General features: G+C 32.6%; 20 protein-coding genes. 5 read left to right on the forward strand and 15 right to left on the reverse strand.

Translation table 11 applies throughout. The features are described 5' to 3' along the window. Positions 1–5 precede the first annotated feature (5 nt). From kdsA to gcvT, 5 genes are all read right to left on the reverse strand, one after another. Positions 6–824, reverse strand: a complete 819-nt coding sequence (kdsA, locus tag DMB68_RS05260; RefSeq protein ID WP_110345586.1) for a 3-deoxy-8-phosphooctulonate synthase — start codon at positions 822–824, stop codon at positions 6–8. Between the two features lie 141 nt (positions 825–965). Continuing rightward, positions 966–1,172, reverse strand: a complete 207-nt coding sequence (locus DMB68_RS05265; protein ID WP_110345587.1) for a hypothetical protein — start codon at positions 1,170–1,172, stop codon at positions 966–968. A 135-nt stretch (positions 1,173–1,307) separates the two neighbouring features. Continuing rightward, positions 1,308–2,021: a YebC/PmpR family DNA-binding transcriptional regulator gene (locus DMB68_RS05270; RefSeq protein WP_026729302.1), complete on the reverse strand. Its 714-nt coding sequence runs from the start codon at positions 2,019–2,021 to the stop codon at positions 1,308–1,310. A 424-nt stretch (positions 2,022–2,445) separates the two neighbouring features. Beyond that, a complete protein-coding gene (locus DMB68_RS05275; protein WP_110345588.1) occupies positions 2,446–4,476 on the reverse strand; it encodes a S41 family peptidase in 2,031 nt (676 codons plus the stop codon). Between the two features lie 159 nt (positions 4,477–4,635). Next, on the reverse strand, positions 4,636–5,718 hold the full coding sequence (gene gcvT, locus DMB68_RS05280) for a glycine cleavage system aminomethyltransferase GcvT (RefSeq protein WP_110345589.1): 1,083 nt from the start codon (positions 5,716–5,718) through the stop codon (positions 4,636–4,638). Between the two features lie 233 nt (positions 5,719–5,951). On the opposite strand from gcvT, the gene DMB68_RS05285 reads away from it, so the two are divergent. Continuing rightward, positions 5,952–6,800, forward strand: coding sequence for an NAD(P)H-hydrate dehydratase (locus DMB68_RS05285; protein WP_110345590.1), 849 nt, complete (start codon positions 5,952–5,954; stop codon positions 6,798–6,800). Positions 6,801–6,802: 2 nt separating this feature from the next. Here the strand turns inward: DMB68_RS05285 and DMB68_RS05290 are convergent, their stop codons facing one another. Then, entirely contained in the window at positions 6,803–7,831 is a 1,029-nt protein-coding gene (locus DMB68_RS05290; protein ID WP_110345591.1) for a Fic family protein, read from the reverse strand. 121 nt (positions 7,832–7,952) lie between these two features. Continuing rightward, the gene (smpB, locus tag DMB68_RS05295; protein ID WP_110345592.1) at positions 7,953–8,408 is read right to left on the reverse strand and encodes an SsrA-binding protein SmpB; all 456 of its coding nucleotides are present in this window, start codon (positions 8,406–8,408) and stop codon (positions 7,953–7,955) included. Between the two features lie 70 nt (positions 8,409–8,478). On the opposite strand from smpB, the gene DMB68_RS05300 reads away from it, so the two are divergent. Then, positions 8,479–8,712, forward strand: a complete 234-nt coding sequence (locus tag DMB68_RS05300) for a VF530 family protein (RefSeq protein WP_110345593.1) — start codon at positions 8,479–8,481, stop codon at positions 8,710–8,712. On the opposite strand, the gene DMB68_RS05305 is transcribed toward DMB68_RS05300, so the two are convergent. The 4 genes from DMB68_RS05305 to DMB68_RS05320 all read right to left on the reverse strand — a co-directional run bounded on the left by DMB68_RS05305 (position 8,709) and on the right by DMB68_RS05320 (position 14,344). Next, complete coding sequence (locus DMB68_RS05305; RefSeq protein WP_110345594.1) at positions 8,709–9,272, reverse strand: DUF3575 domain-containing protein; 564 nt, start codon at positions 9,270–9,272, stop codon at positions 8,709–8,711. The genes DMB68_RS05300 and DMB68_RS05305 overlap by 4 nt on opposite strands. Positions 9,273–9,379: 107 nt before the next feature. Beyond that, positions 9,380–9,928: a GNAT family N-acetyltransferase gene (locus DMB68_RS05310; RefSeq protein WP_110345595.1), complete on the reverse strand. Its 549-nt coding sequence runs from the start codon at positions 9,926–9,928 to the stop codon at positions 9,380–9,382. A 34-nt stretch (positions 9,929–9,962) separates the two neighbouring features. Further along, positions 9,963–11,693, reverse strand: coding sequence for a sodium:solute symporter (locus DMB68_RS05315; RefSeq protein WP_110345596.1), 1,731 nt, complete (start codon positions 11,691–11,693; stop codon positions 9,963–9,965). 122 nt (positions 11,694–11,815) lie between these two features. Beyond that, positions 11,816–14,344, reverse strand: coding sequence for a PIG-L family deacetylase (locus DMB68_RS05320; protein ID WP_110345597.1), 2,529 nt, complete (start codon positions 14,342–14,344; stop codon positions 11,816–11,818). Positions 14,345–14,794: 450 nt separating this feature from the next. Here DMB68_RS05320 and DMB68_RS05325 point away from each other — a divergent pair, with 450 nt between their 5' ends. The 3 genes from DMB68_RS05325 to DMB68_RS05335 all read left to right on the forward strand — a co-directional run bounded on the left by DMB68_RS05325 (position 14,795) and on the right by DMB68_RS05335 (position 17,082). Further along, positions 14,795–15,922, forward strand: a complete 1,128-nt coding sequence (locus DMB68_RS05325; RefSeq protein WP_165830097.1) for a hypothetical protein — start codon at positions 14,795–14,797, stop codon at positions 15,920–15,922. A 472-nt stretch (positions 15,923–16,394) separates the two neighbouring features. Next, positions 16,395–16,742 (forward strand): hypothetical protein, encoded by a 348-nt coding sequence (locus DMB68_RS05330; RefSeq protein WP_110346358.1) that lies wholly within the window; start codon positions 16,395–16,397, stop codon positions 16,740–16,742. Next, positions 16,732–17,082 carry an immunity 51 family protein gene (locus DMB68_RS05335; protein ID WP_110345599.1) on the forward strand — a complete coding sequence of 117 codons (351 nt, stop codon included), beginning with the start codon at positions 16,732–16,734 and terminating at the stop codon, positions 17,080–17,082. The genes DMB68_RS05330 and DMB68_RS05335 overlap by 11 nt, the downstream gene beginning before the upstream one ends. 28 nt (positions 17,083–17,110) lie before the next feature. Here the strand turns inward: DMB68_RS05335 and arsB are convergent, their stop codons facing one another. The 4 genes from arsB to DMB68_RS05355 are packed head-to-tail and all read right to left on the reverse strand — an operon-like array spanning position 17,111 to position 19,673. Continuing rightward, entirely contained in the window at positions 17,111–18,169 is a 1,059-nt protein-coding gene (gene arsB, locus DMB68_RS05340; RefSeq protein ID WP_110345600.1) for an ACR3 family arsenite efflux transporter, read from the reverse strand. Position 18,170: 1 nt separating this feature from the next. After that, on the reverse strand, positions 18,171–18,800 hold the full coding sequence (locus DMB68_RS05345; RefSeq protein WP_196783681.1) for an arsenate-mycothiol transferase ArsC: 630 nt from the start codon (positions 18,798–18,800) through the stop codon (positions 18,171–18,173). A gap of 12 nt (positions 18,801–18,812) precedes the next feature. Beyond that, entirely contained in the window at positions 18,813–19,289 is a 477-nt protein-coding gene (locus tag DMB68_RS05350) for a DUF6428 family protein (RefSeq protein WP_110345601.1), read from the reverse strand. Between the two features lie 57 nt (positions 19,290–19,346). After that, positions 19,347–19,673 (reverse strand): ArsR/SmtB family transcription factor, encoded by a 327-nt coding sequence (locus DMB68_RS05355; protein WP_110345602.1) that lies wholly within the window; start codon positions 19,671–19,673, stop codon positions 19,347–19,349. Positions 19,674–19,760: the final 87 nt, after the last annotated feature.

A 19,760-nucleotide genomic window follows, 5' to 3' on the forward strand; every position in this document is an offset into this window, starting at 1 on the left:
AGAAATTAAAATGAATTAACTGTTTTTCTGATAGCAACTAATTTGGTCATTAAACCTTCGAAATAATCTAAATTAAGCATGTTGGCGCCATCGCTTTTAGCGTTTGCAGGATCAAAATGCGTTTCGATAAAAATACCGTCAACACCCACAGCTATACCTGCTTTGGCAACAGTTTCAATCATGTCAGGTCTTCCGCCCGTAACTCCTGCAGTTTGGTTTGGCTGTTGCAAAGAGTGCGTTACATCCAAAACCGTTGTAGCATATTGCTGCATAGTTGGGATTCCTCTATAATCAACAATCATATCCTGATAGCCAAACATAGTCCCACGATCTGTAACCATAACATTCTCGTTGTGACAATCTAAAACTTTTTGTACAGCATGTTTCATGCTTTCCGGGCTCATGAATTGACCTTTTTTCAGGTTAACGGTTTTTCCTGTGTTAGCAGCTGCTACAACTAAATCTGTTTGTCGTACTAAAAAAGCAGGAATTTGTAAAACATCTACATATTGCGCTGCCATATCAGCATCCTCATTGGTGTGGATATCTGTTACAGTTGGAACATGAAAAGTTTCAGAAACTTTGCGTAAAATTTTTAATGCTTTTTCGTCACCAATTCCAGAGAAACTATCAATTCTGGAACGGTTGGCTTTTTTAAATGATCCTTTAAAAACATAAGGAATCTGAAGTTTGTCGGTAATACCAACTAGTTTTTCAGCAATTCTGAGAGCCATTTCTTCTCCTTCGATAGCACATGGTCCCGCTAGTAAAAAGAAATTGCCACTGTCTGTATGCTTAATTTGTGGAATATGCTGTAAGTTCATATCTATGATTTTTTGACAGTGCAAAGGTAGCTATGATTTACGATTTACAGATTACGATTTAAGATTATTTTATGTTAAGTATTAATTTAAAATTTTGAAAACAAAAAAGCCTTTTAAAATTTTAAAAGGCTTTGAGTATAATTATCTTCTTTGCTGACCCGGTGCGTGTGATTTTGCACTTTTATTTCCCGATATTTTTTTTGCCTGTCCCGGGGGCATCTTTTTTGATTTATGATTTGAATGAGAATGTGAGTGGTTGTGATGTACCGTACAGCTTAACATGCTTACAATTACAAACAGTATTACCATAATAATCACGGCAATTTTAGTGTACTTGGAATTTTTCATAAGGTTATTTTTAAATTTGGAACTGCAAATATAATGGTTCGAGAAATATTTATGCATTCCTGAATTTGTTTAAAATCATTATAAACAAAAAAGCTCTGAATTTTCAGAGCTTTTGATTATTTATAAAAAAGAAAATTACTCTTCTTTCATCGTATGATAAACGTTCATTACGTCATCATCTTCTTCTATTTTTTCAATTAATTTTTCAACATCAGCGATTTGTGCTTCTGTTAGTTCTTTAGTAATTTGAGGGATACGTTCAAAACCTGAAGATAAGATTTCCAATCCTCTGTTTTCCAGTTCTTTTTGTAAAGCTCCAAAACTTCCAAAAGGAGCGTAGATTAAGATCCCGTCTTCATCTTCAAAAACTTCTTCGGCACCAAAATCAATTAATTCTAATTCTAATTCTTCAGCATCAAGACCATTATTGGCAATTCTGAAGTTACAAGTGTGATCAAACATAAACTCAACAGAGCCCTGAGTTCCCATTGTTCCGTTGCATTTATTAAAATAGCTGCGAATATTTGCAACCGTTCTGTTGTTGTTATCAGAGGCTGTTTCAATTAAAATTGCAATTCCGTGAGGTGCATATCCTTCAAACAAAATTTCTTTATAGTTGGCAGTATCTTTATTGCTTGCATTTTTTATAGCGCGTTCCACATTGTCTTTAGGCATGTTAGCCGCTTTTGCATTTTGTATAACCGCTCTTAATCTGGAATTGGCGTCTGGGTTTGGTCCACCTTCTTTAACAGCCATAACGATATCTTTACCAATTCTGGTAAATGTTTTGGCCATAGCTGACCAACGTTTCATTTTTCTTCCTTTTCTAAATTCGAACGCTCTTCCCATTTCTAATTTTTAGTTTTGTGATGCAAAAATACAGTTATTCCTTATTTTTCCAAAATCAAATTCTATTCTTTTTAAAATTATGTTTTTAGCACAAGAAAGACCAAATTAGCTATAACTAAATAGGTTCTGTTTTTTTGGATGATAGCAAAAAAGTAAAATGTTTCTTTTAGCCCCGATTACTTCACTATACTTTTATTGTCATTGGAGTTCAGTGAACTTTGTTTGTAGTGGAAATCCTTATAAGCCGGTGTTCGGCCTGCAAGATTACCTCACTTTATTTTTATTTTTGATTGGTGTTCAGTGAACTTCGTTTGGAACGGAAAGCGGGACTAATGTTGCTAAAATGCCAAATGTTTCTGCTTCAAGACAGATTTGCAGAATTCAGTTTTTGCATTTCAGGTATTGATTTTGTGTAATCTGAAATTTATTTTGAGGCATTAAATTCATTAATAATAATTACGGCTTCGTTTAAGTAAGGATTGGTTTTGAGATTATCAATTTGATATTGATTTATTGTCTTTTCAGCGGGATATACACCAAGTAAAAATTGATTTATAGTAGAATTGTATACATCTAATGGATTATTTTCATCACTGAAAGTATTGATTTCTTTCCATAATTTCTCTCTGGTCGTTTTTTGTTCAAAAATAGAAGTTAGTGTCATTGGAACTTCAGATTTTGGAACATTGATCATTTTGTCAATTTTTGAATTGATTACTTTAATTTGTTTAAAATAGAAATTATCAGCCAGTCTTGCAGAACTGTTTTTCGCAATTTTATCAATTAGAGTTCTTTTTACATATGGTTTATATTTTAACAAAGAAATAATACTGTCATTTTTGATGGCAGTTGGGAAATTGCTTTCTTTTTGATAAACATTTTCATAAAATTCAGGAAGAACAACATCTGGTGTAACCCCCGTATTTTGGTGACTTTTTCCTGTTACCCTGTAAAATTTATTGATACTGATTTTTAAAAAATCGGTAGTTGTATTTTCATCAAGGGGAACGATTGTCTGCATTGTAGCTTTTCCTAATGTATTACTGCCTATTAATAAAGCACGGTTGTAGTCTTGTAAAATTGATGCAAAGAATTCACTGGCAGATGCCGTGTTACTGTTTATTAATAGTACGATTGGACCTTTGTAGATCAAACCTCTGTACGGATCGTTTATTACGGATTTGTTTTGTTGATTATCTATAACCACAGATAGTGGCCCGTAATCAATAAACATTCCGGACAGCCTTATGGCTTCTTCCATAGAACCTCCGCCATTATTAATTAAATCAATTACAAGGCCTTTTATATTATCTCTTTCAAGTTTTATAACTTCCCGTGCAACATCATCTGCACAGCCTTTACGGTCATTTTCGTCCAGGTCAGCATAAAAACTTGGAATTTTAATATATCCAATTTTGCTGTCTTTACCAATAATGAAACTATAGACTGAGTTTTCTTCGTCTTTCATTATTTGTTTTTCGATATAAACCTCAAAATTTTTACCGGAATTTCGTTTTAAAGTAAGGGTGATTTTTTTATTAGACTCTGATAAAATCATTGTCGAAACTGATTCTAAGGAAGCGCATGAAACATGTAAAGTGTCTTTTTGGTTTGAAATTGAAACGATCTGATCTCCTTTCTTAATCTGTCCTGTTTGAAAAGCAGGGCCATTTGGGTCCAGTTCTTCAATAATGATTTCATTTTTTTCATTTAATTTTAAACTTACTCCTAAAGAAAAATGCTCTTTTGAGAGTGATGCCATAAAACTCGATTTTGAATCATCACTAAAGTATGCCGTATGCGGATCAAAATAGGTACAAAAAAAATTGTAAAGGTTTTCCTGTTGTGAATCTTTTCGTTCTAATAGTGTATTGATTCTGCAAATTTCATTCGATAAAATAATTGTTCTTGACTGTAATTCTATCGATTTAAAATTTAATTTAAGAGAATCCAGATTATTACCGGTTTCAGCAATATCATCTAAAATTTGATAGCGAAGTTTTTTGAGCCAGACTTTTTCTATATCTTCTTTTTTGAGATAAAATGTAAATGCTTTTTTATAGAACCGAATAGTGTCTTTTTTACTGTAATCAATTGGTCCTACCTGAATTTTTTCTAAAACAGCTTTTGTACGCAGAAGCCCATTTGTGTATTTAGTCGTAATATCAGCTAAAAAACTACAATCACCTTTTAAGATTAGGTCATCTAAATTTAAGCGATAAAGTTTAGACATTTCATCATATTCCGATTTGAAAAAAATATTTCGGGATGGATCTAATTCATCCATTAGATTGTCAAAAACATAAACAGATAAACTGTCATCTACTTGTTTAGGTTTAATGTGTTCCTTTTGGATCAGACGATTTATTTTGTTGAGTATTATGCATGTCTGATCGCTATTTTGTGAAAATAGGATGTTGGTACTTAACATAAATAGCAATAATACTCTTTTCATATTCCAGTTGAATCTTAGATTAAATTTACGCTTAATTTTTCATTAGTTGTTACATTATTTTTAGATATTCTTACATCAAAATGGTTTATTTTGATGATAATAAAAAATGCATTACAATTAAGTAATGCATTCATAAGTATTTGTTTTGTTTATTTGTTTTTATTTCTTGTAAAAAGGTAACTTAACCACTTTAGCCGGAACATCATTTTTTCTGATCCTGATAAAAATATCATTGTCAATAGCGCTATTATCTACAGTAACATACCCTAAACCAATTCCTTTATTTATTGACGGAGACATAGTTCCGGATGTAACAATACCAATTACAGATCCTGATGCATCAACAATTTCGTAATCGTGTCTCGGGACAGCGCGTTCCTGCATTTCAAAAGCTACCAGCTTTTTAGAAACTCCTTTTTCTTTTTGGTTTTTCAGGTTTTCAGAATTTGTAAACTCCTTATTGAATTTGGTAATCCATCCTAAACCTGCTTCAAGCGGAGACGTTGTATCATTAATGTCATTTCCATAGAGACAAAATCCCATTTCTAAGCGTAAAGTATCACGGGCTGCCAGACCAATTGGTTTTATTCCGAAAGCTGCTCCGGCTTCAAAAACTTTGTTCCAGATTTGCTCAACTTCACTGTTTTTGCAATAAATTTCAAATCCGCCAGAACCCGTATATCCGGTTGCAGAAATAATTACATGCTCGATTCCAGCAAAATCAGCTACTTCAAAGTGATAATAAGCTATTGCTGATAAATCAATTGATGACAATGATTGCATGGCTTCAACAGCTTTTGGCCCCTGAATTGCCAATAAGGAATAATCATCCGAAAGATTCTTCATTTCAACCCCTAAATCATTGTGTGCCGATATCCAGTTCCAGTCTTTTTCAATATTCGAAGCGTTTACAACCAGTAAATACTGCTCTTCTTTCATCTTATAAACAATCAAATCATCTACGATTCCCCCGTCATTGTTTGGAAGACAAGAATATTGCGCTCTTCCGATGGTCAAAGCCGAAGCATCATTTGAAGTCACTTTCTGAATCAAAGCCAAAGCATTAGGCCCGGTTAATAAAAACTCTCCCATATGCGAAACGTCAAAAACTCCAACACTGTTGCGAACCGTTTCGTGTTCGGCATTCACTCCTTCGTAAGTAATTGGCATATTATAACCTGCAAAAGGAAGCATTTTTGCTCCTAAACCTTCATGTATGTGCGTAAGCGCAGTATTTTTCATTGTATTGTAGTGTAAAATTGAGTCGCAAATTTATTTAAAAAATATCGAAAATAAGGAGTCTAAATTATAAATTTCGCAATGATTAGGAGCTGTTTCCTGTTATTCGCTATATCTTTTTGTTTTTAAAGGAAAAACAAAAAGGATGCCGCTGCTACCAGGGCTAGGGCAGCAGGTTTCAAAAGAAGAAATGGTTTTCAATTTTTTATGTAACTTTAGAATATAAAAGCATTCAGATGAAGCCTCCATATCTAATCACCAAAGAAGAAATTTTAAAATTTTATAAACCTGTAAACCCTTTGACACACAAAGGACTTCAGGGGCACGCTGTGATTATTGCAGGGAGTTATGGAAAAATAGGGGCAGCAGTTTTGGCTTCAAAATCCTGTATTAAATCCGGTTGCGGACTTGTAACTGCTTTAATTCCAAAATGTGGCTATCAAATTTTACAGATCTCAATTCCGGAAGTTATGGTTGTCACTGATGAAAATGCAAATTTTATTACTCAAATAAATTTGCCGTTAATTCCAAAAGCAATCGGAATCGGTCCGGGAATAGGGAAGGAGTTGGGGACACAAAAAGCTGTATTTGAATTTTTAAGAATCAATAAAGCACCTTTAGTTCTTGATGCAGATGTCTTAAATATTTTGGCCGAAAACCAATCCTGGCTGGAATTAGTTCCTGAAAAAACAATCCTGACGCCACATCCAAAAGAACTGGAACGTTTAATAGGCAAATGGGATTCTGAAGCCCAGAAGTTTCAAAAGGCAATTGCATTTTCAGAACAATATAAAATTATTATCGTTATGAAAGGCGCGCCCACTTTTATTATTAATCAAACAGCAGTTTGTCAAAATACGACAGGAAATGCTGCTTTGGCAACGGCCGGAAGCGGCGATGTACTTACCGGAATTATTACCAGTCTGCTGTCCCAGAGTTATGAACCCCTTCATGCAGCCCAATTAGGTGTTTTTATTCATGGCTTAACAGCAGATATTGCATTGCCAAAAACCGGTTATCAGTCTTTTATAGCATCTGATATTATTAAAAATCTTGGAAAAGCTTTTTTGAGTCTTGAAAATTGATTTTAACTTCTAATATATTTCTCTAAGCTTTCTTTTTCGGCCTGAGCAATAAAAAAAATAAAATCTTCCGAATCATTGTTCTCAGTTAATTGTGAGTACTTTTTTTTATTATCATTGTCACCTTTTATATTGGTTTTTAAATACCCTTTTTGTAATAAAATCAAATTCATTATCAGTCGGGAAGTTCTTCCGTTTCCATCACTGAAAGGATTAATTTTTAAAAGACGAAAATGCATTTCTGCTGCTAAAATTACAGGATGGAGTTTGCTTTTATTGGTTTCATACCAAAAAAAATATTCTTCTATTTCTTTAGTAATGATGATTGGTTCAGAATCAATATTGAAACTCTCATTGTTTAAGATTTTTGTTTTTCTGTAACTTCCTGCAGCTTCTGGATTTATTCCTCTCAGGATCAAATTATGTATGGACAAAAGATCTTGTTCATTAAAAGAATTACTTTTTTGCTGTAAATCTTTTATAAAACGAATTGCTTCGTGATGATTAATTGCTTCCAGATGTTCACGCATACTTTTACCAGGAATAGTTAAACCTTCATTTATAACCATTTCTGTTTCACGAAGTGTCATGGTATTTCCTTTCATTCGGTTGCTTTCATAAGTATACTCCAGATCCAAATTCTTTGAAATTTCATAAAATTCATTTTTCGGTAAAGCTTCCACCTTGACTTTAAGTAAATCAATCTCTTTTAATATCCTCTCTAAACTATTGGACAGTTTTATTGTAGAAACCGATTTTCTATATTTAAGTTCCTGCTCCGCTACAGCGAGTGCTTTCAGCGCAAATTCTTCATGTTCAATTTCATGTAAAATTTTTTCTTTTAGCCAGTCAACCATTAAAGTTTCGTAATCAATTTCTAAAAGTTCAGACAGCTTCAAAACCTGCTCTTTGGTAGGTTTTCTAAGACCACTTTCGAATTTACTGATTAAAGCCTGATCAATATTCAGTATTTGTGCAACCTCCCGGGTTTTTAATCCTTTTTGCTCTCTTCCGTTTTTAAGAAGTGATTTCATTTTTTTTAAGTATTAATCGTCTTGACATATTGTCATTAAAAATAAAATAAAAAAAGCAATACTTTGAATATTGCTTTTGGTATTTTGAACTGTAAATAAAATGCAAAAAAGTTTTTTAATTTTAATTAAACGCTTTCTTTATGCGGTCTAAGTCTCGTTTCGTGTCCTGCTCTTTCAGGGATTCGCGTTTATCATAATTTTTCTTTCCTTTACAAAGACCAATTTGAAGTTTAGCAAGCCCTTTTTCATTTGTAAACAATTTAAGGGGAACAATTGTCAATCCTTTTGCCTGGACACTTTTCTGAAGATTTTTTAATTCTTTTCTGTTCAAAAGCAATTTTCTTTCACTTCTTGATTTATGATTGAACTGGTTACCAAAAGAATATTCTTCGATATAAGTATTGATAGCAAAGAGCTCATTATTACTGAACTCACAAAAACTTTCGGTAATATTGGCTTTCCCTAATCGGATGGATTTTATTTCTGTTCCTGCCAAAACAATTCCGGCAGTGTAGGTATCGATTATTTCATAATCAAACCTCGCTCTTTTATTAAGTATATTGACTGTTTTTAACATAGGAAGACAAATTTAGCAACAAATATATGAAAGAGCAATTGTTTTTGTATAAATGATATAAATTTGCAGTATGGAAAACCAAAAATCAAAAGATCCTTTACACGGAATTACACTTCAGAAAATAGTAGAAAAATTAGTTGACTACTATGGTTTTGATACTTTGGGTGAGTTAATCCCGATAAAATGTTTTACAGATAATCCCAGTGTAAAATCTAGTTTGACCTTTTTAAGAAAAACAGATTGGGCCAGAAAAAAAGTCGAAGAATTGTATATAAAAACGCTTTCTAAATTTCCTGAAAATTAATTTATTTTATAGGAAATCATAACTCCACCTCCATAAGGCAGCCATTCACCGCTTTTATTCCAGTTTTTTACGTTCTCGTACCTGCCGGGCGTACCGTCATTATAATATCCCTTGTAGAACCCCTGATGCCAGCCTCCTCTTAAAAAGATGTCTAATAAAAATTTATCACTTAGTTTTTTATTGTAACCAATAGTGGCTCCAATACGATATCCCTTTCCTTTCTCGTACCAGTTTGGATTATCTTTCCAGTAATTCCATTTCTGGAGTTCATAAGTATCAAATCCGGCATTTATCCCTGTGTAAAAGCCATTGTATTTTTCTTTGAAATGATATCGGATTTCCGGTGTATAAGTTGCAAACTTCATCGGTTTTTTTCCATCAAATGAATTCCAAAAAGAAGCCATTATGTCAAAACTAAAAGTAGTTTTATCTCCAATACCAGTTTCTATTCCGATATTTGGAACAAGTACCACTGCTGTAATTGTATTAAGCTTTACATAAGTTTGGCTTTGTGCGTTAATAGAAAATATGAAAACGATTATAAAAAGTATTTTTTTCATTCTTCAAAGTTTAAAAACAACAAATTTTCTTGTTTTGCCTGCAAATATAGCATAATAGTTTAGTCACAAATAAAATAAGGTGGTTGAGAATTTATTTTGAATAAAAATTATTGATTCAGTAAGGAGTAAATTACTTTATCCAAAAACTTTCCATCATAAAACTCAGATTCTTTCAAATGAGCTTCTTTGATAAAATTACATTTTTGTAAAACTTTTTCAGAAGCAAAATTTTCAGGATCAATTACGGCTTCAATTGAGTGTAGTTTTAAATCATTAAAACCATAAGTAATTAATCGTTTTACAGCTTCAGTAATAATTCCTTTTCCATGAAATTCTGGTAACAGCATGTAGCCTATTTCGGCTCGATAATTTTCAGGCTGAAGTCTGTAATATCCAATAATACCTAATACTTTAAGATTATCTTTTAAAGTAATTCCCCAATTGATTCCATTATTTGTCGCTATTTTTTCTTCAATCATTGCAATATGTTCAAGTGCATCTTCAGTAGTTTTAGCTAAAGGCCTCGGAATATATTTCATGGTTTCCGGATTAGATCGCAACTCAAAAACTTCATTTACATCGTCATTTGTGATTCGTCTTAAAATCAATCGATCTGTTTCTACAATCGGAAATGGAGCAAAATTAAAATTCAGCATATTTAATTGATATTAGGATGAAGTATAAATCGAACTATAATTCATTAAACTCCGGATTATTTCTTTTAAAAAAAGTAATCTGCATAAAAAGTGATAATAAGATAGTCAGAATTGCACCAATAAAATTTAACCATAAGTAGCCCAGTTTTTCTTCGCCGCTAGGATAAATATAAATCATGAAATAATAAATGATAAAAATGGTCAACTGGCTAATAATTGCACTGTAGAACATTGGCTTTGCCTGAACCCGACGCAAATAAAAACCAACCAGAAAAATACCCAAAACAGTCCCGTAAAAAATAGAGCCAATAATATTTACCAATTGAATTAAATTCTCAAATAATGTTCCTACACAGGCAAAAAGTATGGCAACAATTCCCCAAAAAAGCGTAAAAAACTTGGTTGCGTTGAGATAATGCTTTTCTGATTTTTCTTCTTTGAGATTTCGTTTATAAATATCAATTGCAGTTGTTGATGCCAGTGCATTTAAACCTGAAGCTGTTGATGACATTGCAGCAGAAATAATTACGGCCAGTAATAATCCAATAAGTCCTTTTGGTAAATAATGCAATATGAAATGAAAAAACACATAATCTTTATCATTGGTTTCGCTATTGCTGTCAGCCTTAGAAATAATTTCTTTCGCGCGGTCACGCAAATCCTTTTCCTTGTTGGATAAGGTAACTAATTCTTTTCGAAGAATTGGATTGTCATAATCCTGATTTAATTGTTCGATATACAAAAGATTGATTACCTTTTTATCTTCTGAAAGTTTATTCAGTTTGATTTCCAAAGCATGATATTCATCTTTAAAAGCTGATTTTTCAATGACAATTTTGTTATTCGGATTAAAATTTAAAGGAACAGGATTGAATTGAAAAAATACAAAAACCATAACCCCTGTCAGTAATATGAAAAACTGCATCGGAACTTTTAATAATCCGTTCATGATTAGTCCCATTTGACTTTCTTTAACGGATTTCCCGGATAGGTAACGGCCAACTTGCGACTGATCTGTTCCAAAATAGGCAAGCATTAGGAAAAAACCACCTGTAATTCCGCTCCAAAAAGTATATCTTTCTTCAGGATCAAAAGAAAAATCTACAATATTCATCTTGTCATTGGCACCGGCTATATGCATGGCACTTGAAAAAGTCATATCCTGTGGTAAATAATGCAGAATCAGGAAAAAAGTGATAAACATCCCGGACATAATGACGAACATTTGTTGTTTTTGAGTAACGTTTACGGCTTTTGTTCCTCCTGAGAAGGTATAAATGATAACCAGGACACCAATAATAATGTTCATTAAAGTTAAATTCCAGCCTAACAGAGTCGATAATATAATGGCTGGAGCATAAATGGTCAGACCGGTCCCTAATCCTCTTTGAACCAAAAATAAAATTGCGGCCAACGAACGTGTTTTTACATCAAATCGCTTCTCCAGAAACTCATAAGCTGTAAATACTTTGTTTTTATGGTATAACGGAATAAATGTCAGACAAATGATAATCATGGCAATAGGCAATCCAAAATAAAATTGCACAAAACCCATTCCGTCATGATAAGCCTGTCCCGGTGTAGATAAAAAGGTAATGGCGCTGGCCTGAGTAGCCATAACAGAAAGACCTACAGTGTACCATGGTGTTTCATTATTTCCTAAAATAAAGTCTTCAACATTTTTACTTCCTTTGGTTTTCCATGAGCCATATCCTACAATAAACAAAAGAGTAACAATCAGTACGATCCAGTCAAATAGCTGCATAATTTATGAGTATAATTGCATGATTAGAAAAAAAATAATAATGTAAACCGCATTAGCGACTAATACATAAGTGTAGCTTTTTTTCCATTTTTTTTCTTTTTTAGCTTCCATTTTCGATTTATCTAATTTTTTAATTCTTGTTTTGGAGCTTCTATAGGCTGTTTTAACGAAATAATATTCGAAAGTAATCGGTAAGCACCGGAAACACCTTCCGGCAGTTCTCTGAAAAAGCTTAAGCCTGTGTAAATATAATAGCCTTTTCCATACGGAGCGACCAATAAAGCGCCTTTTTTATCCGATTCTCCTTTATCGTGCGACGAAATAATTGGCGTAAAAGCAGGGTCATATTGATTAGGATAATACAAACCTTGTTCCTGAGTCCAGCCTTCAAAATCTTTTACAGTGATTTTATTTGGAGTATTTAAAACAGGGTGATTTGGAGCTAAAAATGTGACTTTAGCATTTTCCTCAGTTACACGATCATTAGAAGGCTTAAGTGGGTAAGGCGCAATCTTCTCAGTTACTAATCTGCCATTGGTATTGTATTGAACAATCATGGTTTTGCCACTTTTTACAAAATCAAAAAGAAGAGGCTGTTTGTTGGCCAATGCGTTTACGGTATTATAAGCACGAACTCCGGTAATGATAACATTAAACTGATCCAGTTTTTCAGGTGTAATTTCTTCAGGCTTCAAAAGGGTGACTTTATAGCCCATCTGTACTAAACTTTCCGGAACTTCATCACCCGCACCCATAATGTAACCAATAGGATCTCCGGTAGTTTTTAAATCGATTCGGATACATTTTGATTCGGCGGATTTTAAAACCAGTTGTTTTGTAATGTGATTAAAATCAATAATAGTCTGATCTTTATCAAATTTTTGATTGTCAATCGTAACCATGCTTTTTGCAAAAACTTCTTCAAAGTTTGACGGAGGCGTAACTTCAAAATAGAAAGTTTGTTCTGTTCCTCTTTTGTCCAAAGCAAACGAAATTTCTTTTGGCGACACCATCCAGTTTTTAGGGAGTTCAAGCTGTAAATTTCCTTTAATTCCGTCTTTTCCTGCACGAACTTTAACCGGAACTAATTTACTTTTTGAGTCCTTAAAAATCAGGACTTTTTCAAGGATTGAAGTTGTAACTTCCGGTACAATATCAAGAAAATTATACATTTCGCCTTTTACGCCATCATTGTATTTATAGACAACGGTTCTTTCAAACGGAATCTCAACTCCACCAATTTTGATATTAAAAATAACTTTGACGTCTCTGATAATATCCGGAACACCTATTATTTCCTGATTCGAAACCGTGTACATCCCAACGCTGGCTTTTTCTTTAAGCCAATACGGCTGCGTATATTCCATAGTCTCAGGCAGCTGAATTTCAAGTTTGAATTTCTGGTCGTTATTGTTTTTTAAGAAAAGCTTATATTTAACTGTGGTTTTATTATCCGGTAACGAAGTTAAACCTGTTAGCTGCATATCAACCGAGCATCTGTTGATTGCTTCAATATTCAATTTGATAGTACTTCCGGGTGTTGCTTCCTGTTCTTCGGCAACAGCTTCCAGATATAAGCCCGCACAGGATGCGATGATGTTTTTTAGAGCATCCGATTTTAAATCTTTCCAATGGGTGTCATCCAAATCCTGAATCATCGAATATACTTTCACTAAATCCGGGATACTTGCCGAGGGATTACTAAAATTGTAATTCGCAATAATTGTAGAAATTAGTTCGCCAATTGGTTTTCCGTTTTCAACACGGTTCCATGACGTATCGATTCCGTCAAATAAATCATCTCGGTTTTTTGGTTTTTCTCCATTAATGAGCTCCAGATATTCGGTTTCATTCCCTCTGGCTCCTGTACTTCCAAAACCTTGTGATTGATGGCTGCTACGGCTTAAAGCGGCAATTTCCTGATTCGATTTCCCAATTCCGGCATAATAAACACCAGTTTCCAAAGTCGTATATTTGGATTTATCTGCGGCATCAAATTTTTCCTGGCTTCCAAAAAACCACCATGACGGATTAAAAAATAAGCGTTTTACCTGCCATGGTTTTACATATTGAAGCTGTTCCGAATATATTTTAGCATTATTGGTCAAATTAAAACTTTCCACACTCAACATTGCCGAAGACGTGTGATGGCCGTGAGTTGTTCCCGGCGAGCGGTGGTCAAAACGGTTGATAATAACATCAGGCTGAAATTTTCGGATAGTCCAAACTACATCGGCTAGTACTTTATCCTTGTCCCAGATTTTTAGAGTTTCATCAGGGTTTTTTGAAAATCCAAAATCATTCGCACGAGAAAAAAACTGTTCCCCACCGTCTATTTTACGGGCTTCAATCAGTTCCTGAGTCCTGATAACACCTAATAATTCACGTAATTGCGACCCAATTAAATTTTGTCCTCCATCACCCCGGGTCAAGGATAAATAACCTGTTCGCGCATTGACTTCATTCGATAAATACGAAATGAGGCGCGTGTTCTCATCATCCGGATGCGCTGCAACATACAGTACAGATCCTAAAAAGTTTAATTTTTGAATTTGATTATAAATAGCAACAGCATTAGGTTTTTGTGGCTGTTGGGCAAAAGAAATTTGAATACTAATAAAAAAAAGTAAAAATAACTGAGTTTTTCGCATAGCGTGGTTCGTATTTTTGAAAGAGCTCCAAAAATAGTAATTATATCTTTTAACAGTATTTAAATGAAATGTTAATGTTGAATTTCTTTATTATTTTTAATAAGGAGCTATTTCCTGCTGTCCGCTGTATCTTTTGTGCCGAACTCCGGCACAAAAGGATGTCGCTTCCATCTGGGCTAGGAGTAGTGGTTTTTCATAAGAGGATTTTTAGGATTTATAAAATTGTATATCTCATAGAGTTGTAAGAAAAAATAAATATATTTGGAAAGAATAATATGAAACAAACTTTCGTATATACATCCAAATTTGGGTAGATATGCGAATGTTTGTTCCGTATATACAAGTTGGTGGTCAATTTATCACTGAATTGGAAAATACTATACTTAAAAGAAATACAAGTCATAAAATAATCCAAATAAAAAATAATTAAGTTTACACAAATTTTTTAATATGTATATCCCTAAATATTATTTACTCCTAATTTTTGTACTAGTTTTTATAATTTTACTATTAAAATATAAACTAAAACCTTATCTGTCAATTTTAAGTGTTATAAAAAGATTCTTTGTAAATCATACATATATTTTATTGTTGTTTTTTCCATTACTTATAATACTTAATAAAAGTTTTATATCACCTATTGAATATGAGAATAATGACTTTGTGAAGTTTATACTTAATAATGAATTTCTTAAAAATTTATCATATGCTTTTGTAATAACTGGTAGTGGTATTGGTGCTGCTAAATATCTGGGAAACTTACATTATTTCAAAAATCAAATAGATAATGTATTAAGTTCTGACAAATTTCAAAATATACTATTTGAAAAAATATCTGAAGCAAACTTTTCTCCAGAATATCTTTCAAATTTAAGTAATATTGATAAAAAATGGAAAGCATTAACCTTATGTAAGTATCAGAAAAAATTTCCTGAATTGATGCCTAAAATTGAACCACTTCTAGAAAACGAATTATTTAAAGATAATAATCTTGTTTGTTATTATAACAATTTTAGAATATTAATCGAAATTGAATTATTAGAAAACAACATTGTAAAAATTATCGAAAAAAACTTTTTTTATGTTAAGCCAACTTCAAACGAAAAAGTGCCTCTAACATTTTCAATAAGCTCTATACCGGACGATTTAAATGAAAAAACATATACAAAACTAGATGAAGAAAACACAAAGATTGATAACGTTAGTTTAAAAGAGTTAAAAGCTAAAGATAATGACTGTCTAAAAGAAATTATTGACAATACTGTAGGTAATAACAACCAAAATTACACACTTAATCTGGAAGGCAAAGATATTTATTACATTGAAAGAGTAATTGAAATGAGGCAAGATTTAAGTATAGACCGTTTATCTTCATTTTCAAGTAGTAAAATAATTGATCATTTGAATATTGAAATAAAAACTTGTAAAAAAACAGATATTTTTTTTAGTGGAGCCGAAAAAAATCAATTTAAAAAAGATAATTTTAAAAATAATAAAAACCATTATATTAAAGACAGTCCTTCTTTGCCAGGAGATATATATAATATATTTATCTTCAAAAAAGATGAGCGTATTTAATTAATTATATATATATTTGTCAAATAACTATTAAAATAAAAAATTATGAAAACAACTAAATCACTTACATTAGGTAAAACAGGAGTTTAAATTAATTATCAATAAATAAAAAATGCCATTCTAAATTAGAGTGGCATTTTGCTTTATAATTCTTTTAAAGCATATTAAAAAAGAAAACCGAATTGGCAACACACGCTACAAGCAGTTTGGGTTTAGGCTTAATTTGGAATTGGTTTTGTATTTGGAATATTTGCAAATTCGAAAACAGGGCTTAATTTAGTCCCAAACCCGCTGCAGTACCCTAGGCTGTGAAAAAAACTCTTCAAATTAGAAAGTATTTGGAGAGCTACCGGAGAAAAATCTCAAATCTGTGATTCCCAAGAGGCAGATTTTAGTTTTTTCACAGACTGACGTCAGTGGTAATTTTGACAAAAATCTACAAAATACTAAAGACAATAACACAAAATTAAGGATGAAAATATTTAGTACAGCACCAGATGGAAATCAAATGGCTGATTTAGAACCGGCCCGTTATTTTAATTTAGCAATAGAACAAATTAAACAAGCAGACGAATGGCTAAGAACATCTAACGAGATATGTCAGCCTTTACTTGTACATATAGATGCGTTTATTCATTTCGGAAAGCACTATCCTGAAATGGCGAATAGAAGAATTACTAAACTAAATATCATTCAAATAAAACAAAATTTCTATGATTGGTATGAACGAGTAAAAGGTAAAATACCTGCAAAATTTAGAGAAGGTATAAAACAAAACGCAGACGAACTTTTTAAAGAATTAGAACAATATGAACATTAATAATTTTAAGAAAGTAATTTGGCCATTCTTTTGGGTTGAACATGAAAAAAGTGTTTCGGTATGTTTGAATGTTGGGGAATATAAGACTGAAATTTTCCAAGAGAGGGAAGAAGAAGGATTTGAGGGAAATGGCTACGATTGGGCTTCTTTAGCAAAAGTATTTTTAGAGGAACGAAAGCCTGAACTAATGGAGGACGTTAAGTTTGACCCCGAAGCAGATATGTTTTGTGCTTATTCATCAAATACGGATGCTTTAAAAATTTTTATTATTGCATTTAAAGAAGCCTGCGAAAATAAAATTTTAATACAAGATTTATTTTCAAGAGCAGAATTAGATTAATGCAACAATAAAAACCCACACAGTAATCCTAAGAATAATATTTCTTCCGAAACCAAAAAGCAACATTCACAAGGGCAATCAACGCAGGAACTTCAACCAAAGGTCCAATAACACCTGCAAAAGCCTGTCCGCTGTTTATTCCGAAAACACCAATGGATACAGCGATTGCCAATTCAAAATTATTTCCGGTAGCTGTAAATGCAATCGCAGTACTTTTTGAATAATCGGCACCAAAATACTTTCCGATAAAAAAGCTGATGATGAACATGACCACAAAATAAATTATCAAAGGAATTGCAATTCGAACAACATCCATCGGAATATGAACAATCAATTCACCTTTTAAACTAAACATAATTACAATCGTAAATAGCAAAGCAATCAGGGTAATTGGAGAAATTAACGGAATATATTTATTCTGAAACCATTTTTCACCTTTAAATTTTATTAAACTATATCGGCTTATAATGCCAAGCGCAAACGGAATTCCTAAATAAATGCCCACGCTTTCTGCAATTTGTCTAATACTTATATTCATATTAAATCCTGTATAACCAAAATAAGGAGGCAGAATTGTGATAAAAATATACGCATAAACACTATACAGTAAAATCTGAAAAATGCTGTTCAGGGCAATTAATCCAGCTGCATATTCACGGTTTCCATTGGCAAGATCGTTCCACACAACGACCATTGCAATACAGCGGGCCAAGCCAATTAGTATTAACCCAACCATATATTCAGGATACTCTTTCAAAAATAAAAGAGCCAGTGTAAACATTAGAATTGGTCCGATAATCCAATTCAAAAATAATGAGGCACCTAAAATTTTTGTGTTTTTAAATACGTCACCCATCTTCTCGTATTTTACTTTTGCCAATGGTGGATACATCATCAGTATGAGTCCAATAGCCAGCGGAATATTGGTGGTTCCGCTGGAAAAGGAATTGATGAAATTTCCGCTTGACGGAATAAAATATCCGATAGAGACACCTATTGCCATAGCAAGAAAAATCCATAAGGTTAGGAATCCGTCTAAAAACCCCAGTTGTTTTCTTTCTGCAGGAGTACAATTATTTACACTCATCTTATTTTTTTATTTGCGAGAAAACATAAAATAGTTCAGTTGCAATTTGAAGACTGCGTTCCTGATATTTTTCAGTTTGTTGTGGGGTATTATCAAAGGCTTTCGGGTCTTCAAACGTAATTGGAATTCTTTTTTCGGCTCCTGCTATAAAAGGACAGCCTTCATCTGCACCTGAACAGGTCATAATGGCTGCGAAACCACTTTCAGGATTAAATTCATCATCATACGTTTTAGAAAAACAGATAACAGGAGATTCGTTTTTAGCAAACTTTATGGCATAAACAGGATTATTTCCTTCAGAAAGTTTGTGAATTTTGAATCCTGTATTTTCTAAGGTTTCGGCAATTTTCGGGAACATGGCTGTAGCTTCAGTTCCACCTGAATAGCAAAAAACATTTTTTATTTCGAAATAATGTGCCGCTGTTTGTGCCCAGACTTGTGACAAATGACTTCTTCTGGAATTGTGAGTACAAATTAAATTCAATCGTATTTCTTCTTGATTTTCAACTTTAAATCGAATAAAATCAATAAGAGATTGCAGCGTTTTTTTGCGTTCCGGAGTTATGTCGTTTAATTTAAACGATGATACAACTTTTTCTATTTCAGGAAATAAGATTTCTTTATTTGACATATATTTTTTAGATTAGCAACAACCTCCGCCTGGAGTACATGAATTAGCATTTTCTGCATTAAGTTGAGTAAGATTCAATTTAGATTTTTCTTTAGGAATTCCACAATTTTCCATAGCTAAACAAGCTGTTTTCGTGTTTAGAAGTTGAAAATCTTTACCATTGAAATCCAAATCATATTTTCCAATTGTAGTAGTGTCCTGATATTCGACTTCAATTTCAAAATCTTCAATTTCTAAAACTTTTTCAGAAAGTTCAATAATATGAATCAGTTTTTGTGGTTTTAAACGATGTTCAAAATCGTTGGCATTCCAAAGCTGAAAATTTACTACGGTTTCCTTACGAACAGTTCCTCCGCAATCAATGAAGTTTTTAGTTATTAAACCTACTTCTGTAACATGGAAATGGTCCGGTACGAAGTTTCCGTTTGGTAATTGAAAATTTACTGTTTCTACAGTTTCGAGTATTGTTTTAATTTCGGATAGTTTCATAGTTTTATTATTTAGTTGTTTATTGCAATATTACGATTGATCGTGACAAAAAAATGTTTAACAACATTTTTGATTGGTAACAGTCAGGATAATTTTAGAAAAATAATCATTTAAAATTTCAATAACCTTTTCATCAATACAGTAACAAATTGCTGTACCTTCAATATTCCCTTTAATAATTCCGGCATTTTTTAACTCTTTTAAATGTTGCGATACGGTAGGCTGGGCGAGAGGAAGCTCGTTTACAATATCACCACAAATACAAGTATTTACTTTGAGGAGATATTCAATAATGGCAATTCTGGCAGGATGTCCTAATGCTTTTGCAATTTTGGCAATCTGATTTTGTCTCTCGGTAAAATGATCTGTTTTAGTAGCGCCCATTATATTATTTTTATATTGCAATATTACGATAAATGTTTTTGAAAAAAAAACTAATGATGATATTTTTTTATACTTAAAGATATAGGT

This window comes from Flavobacterium hydrophilum, assembly GCF_003202405.1.
Classification (GTDB): domain Bacteria; phylum Bacteroidota; class Bacteroidia; order Flavobacteriales; family Flavobacteriaceae; genus Flavobacterium; species Flavobacterium hydrophilum.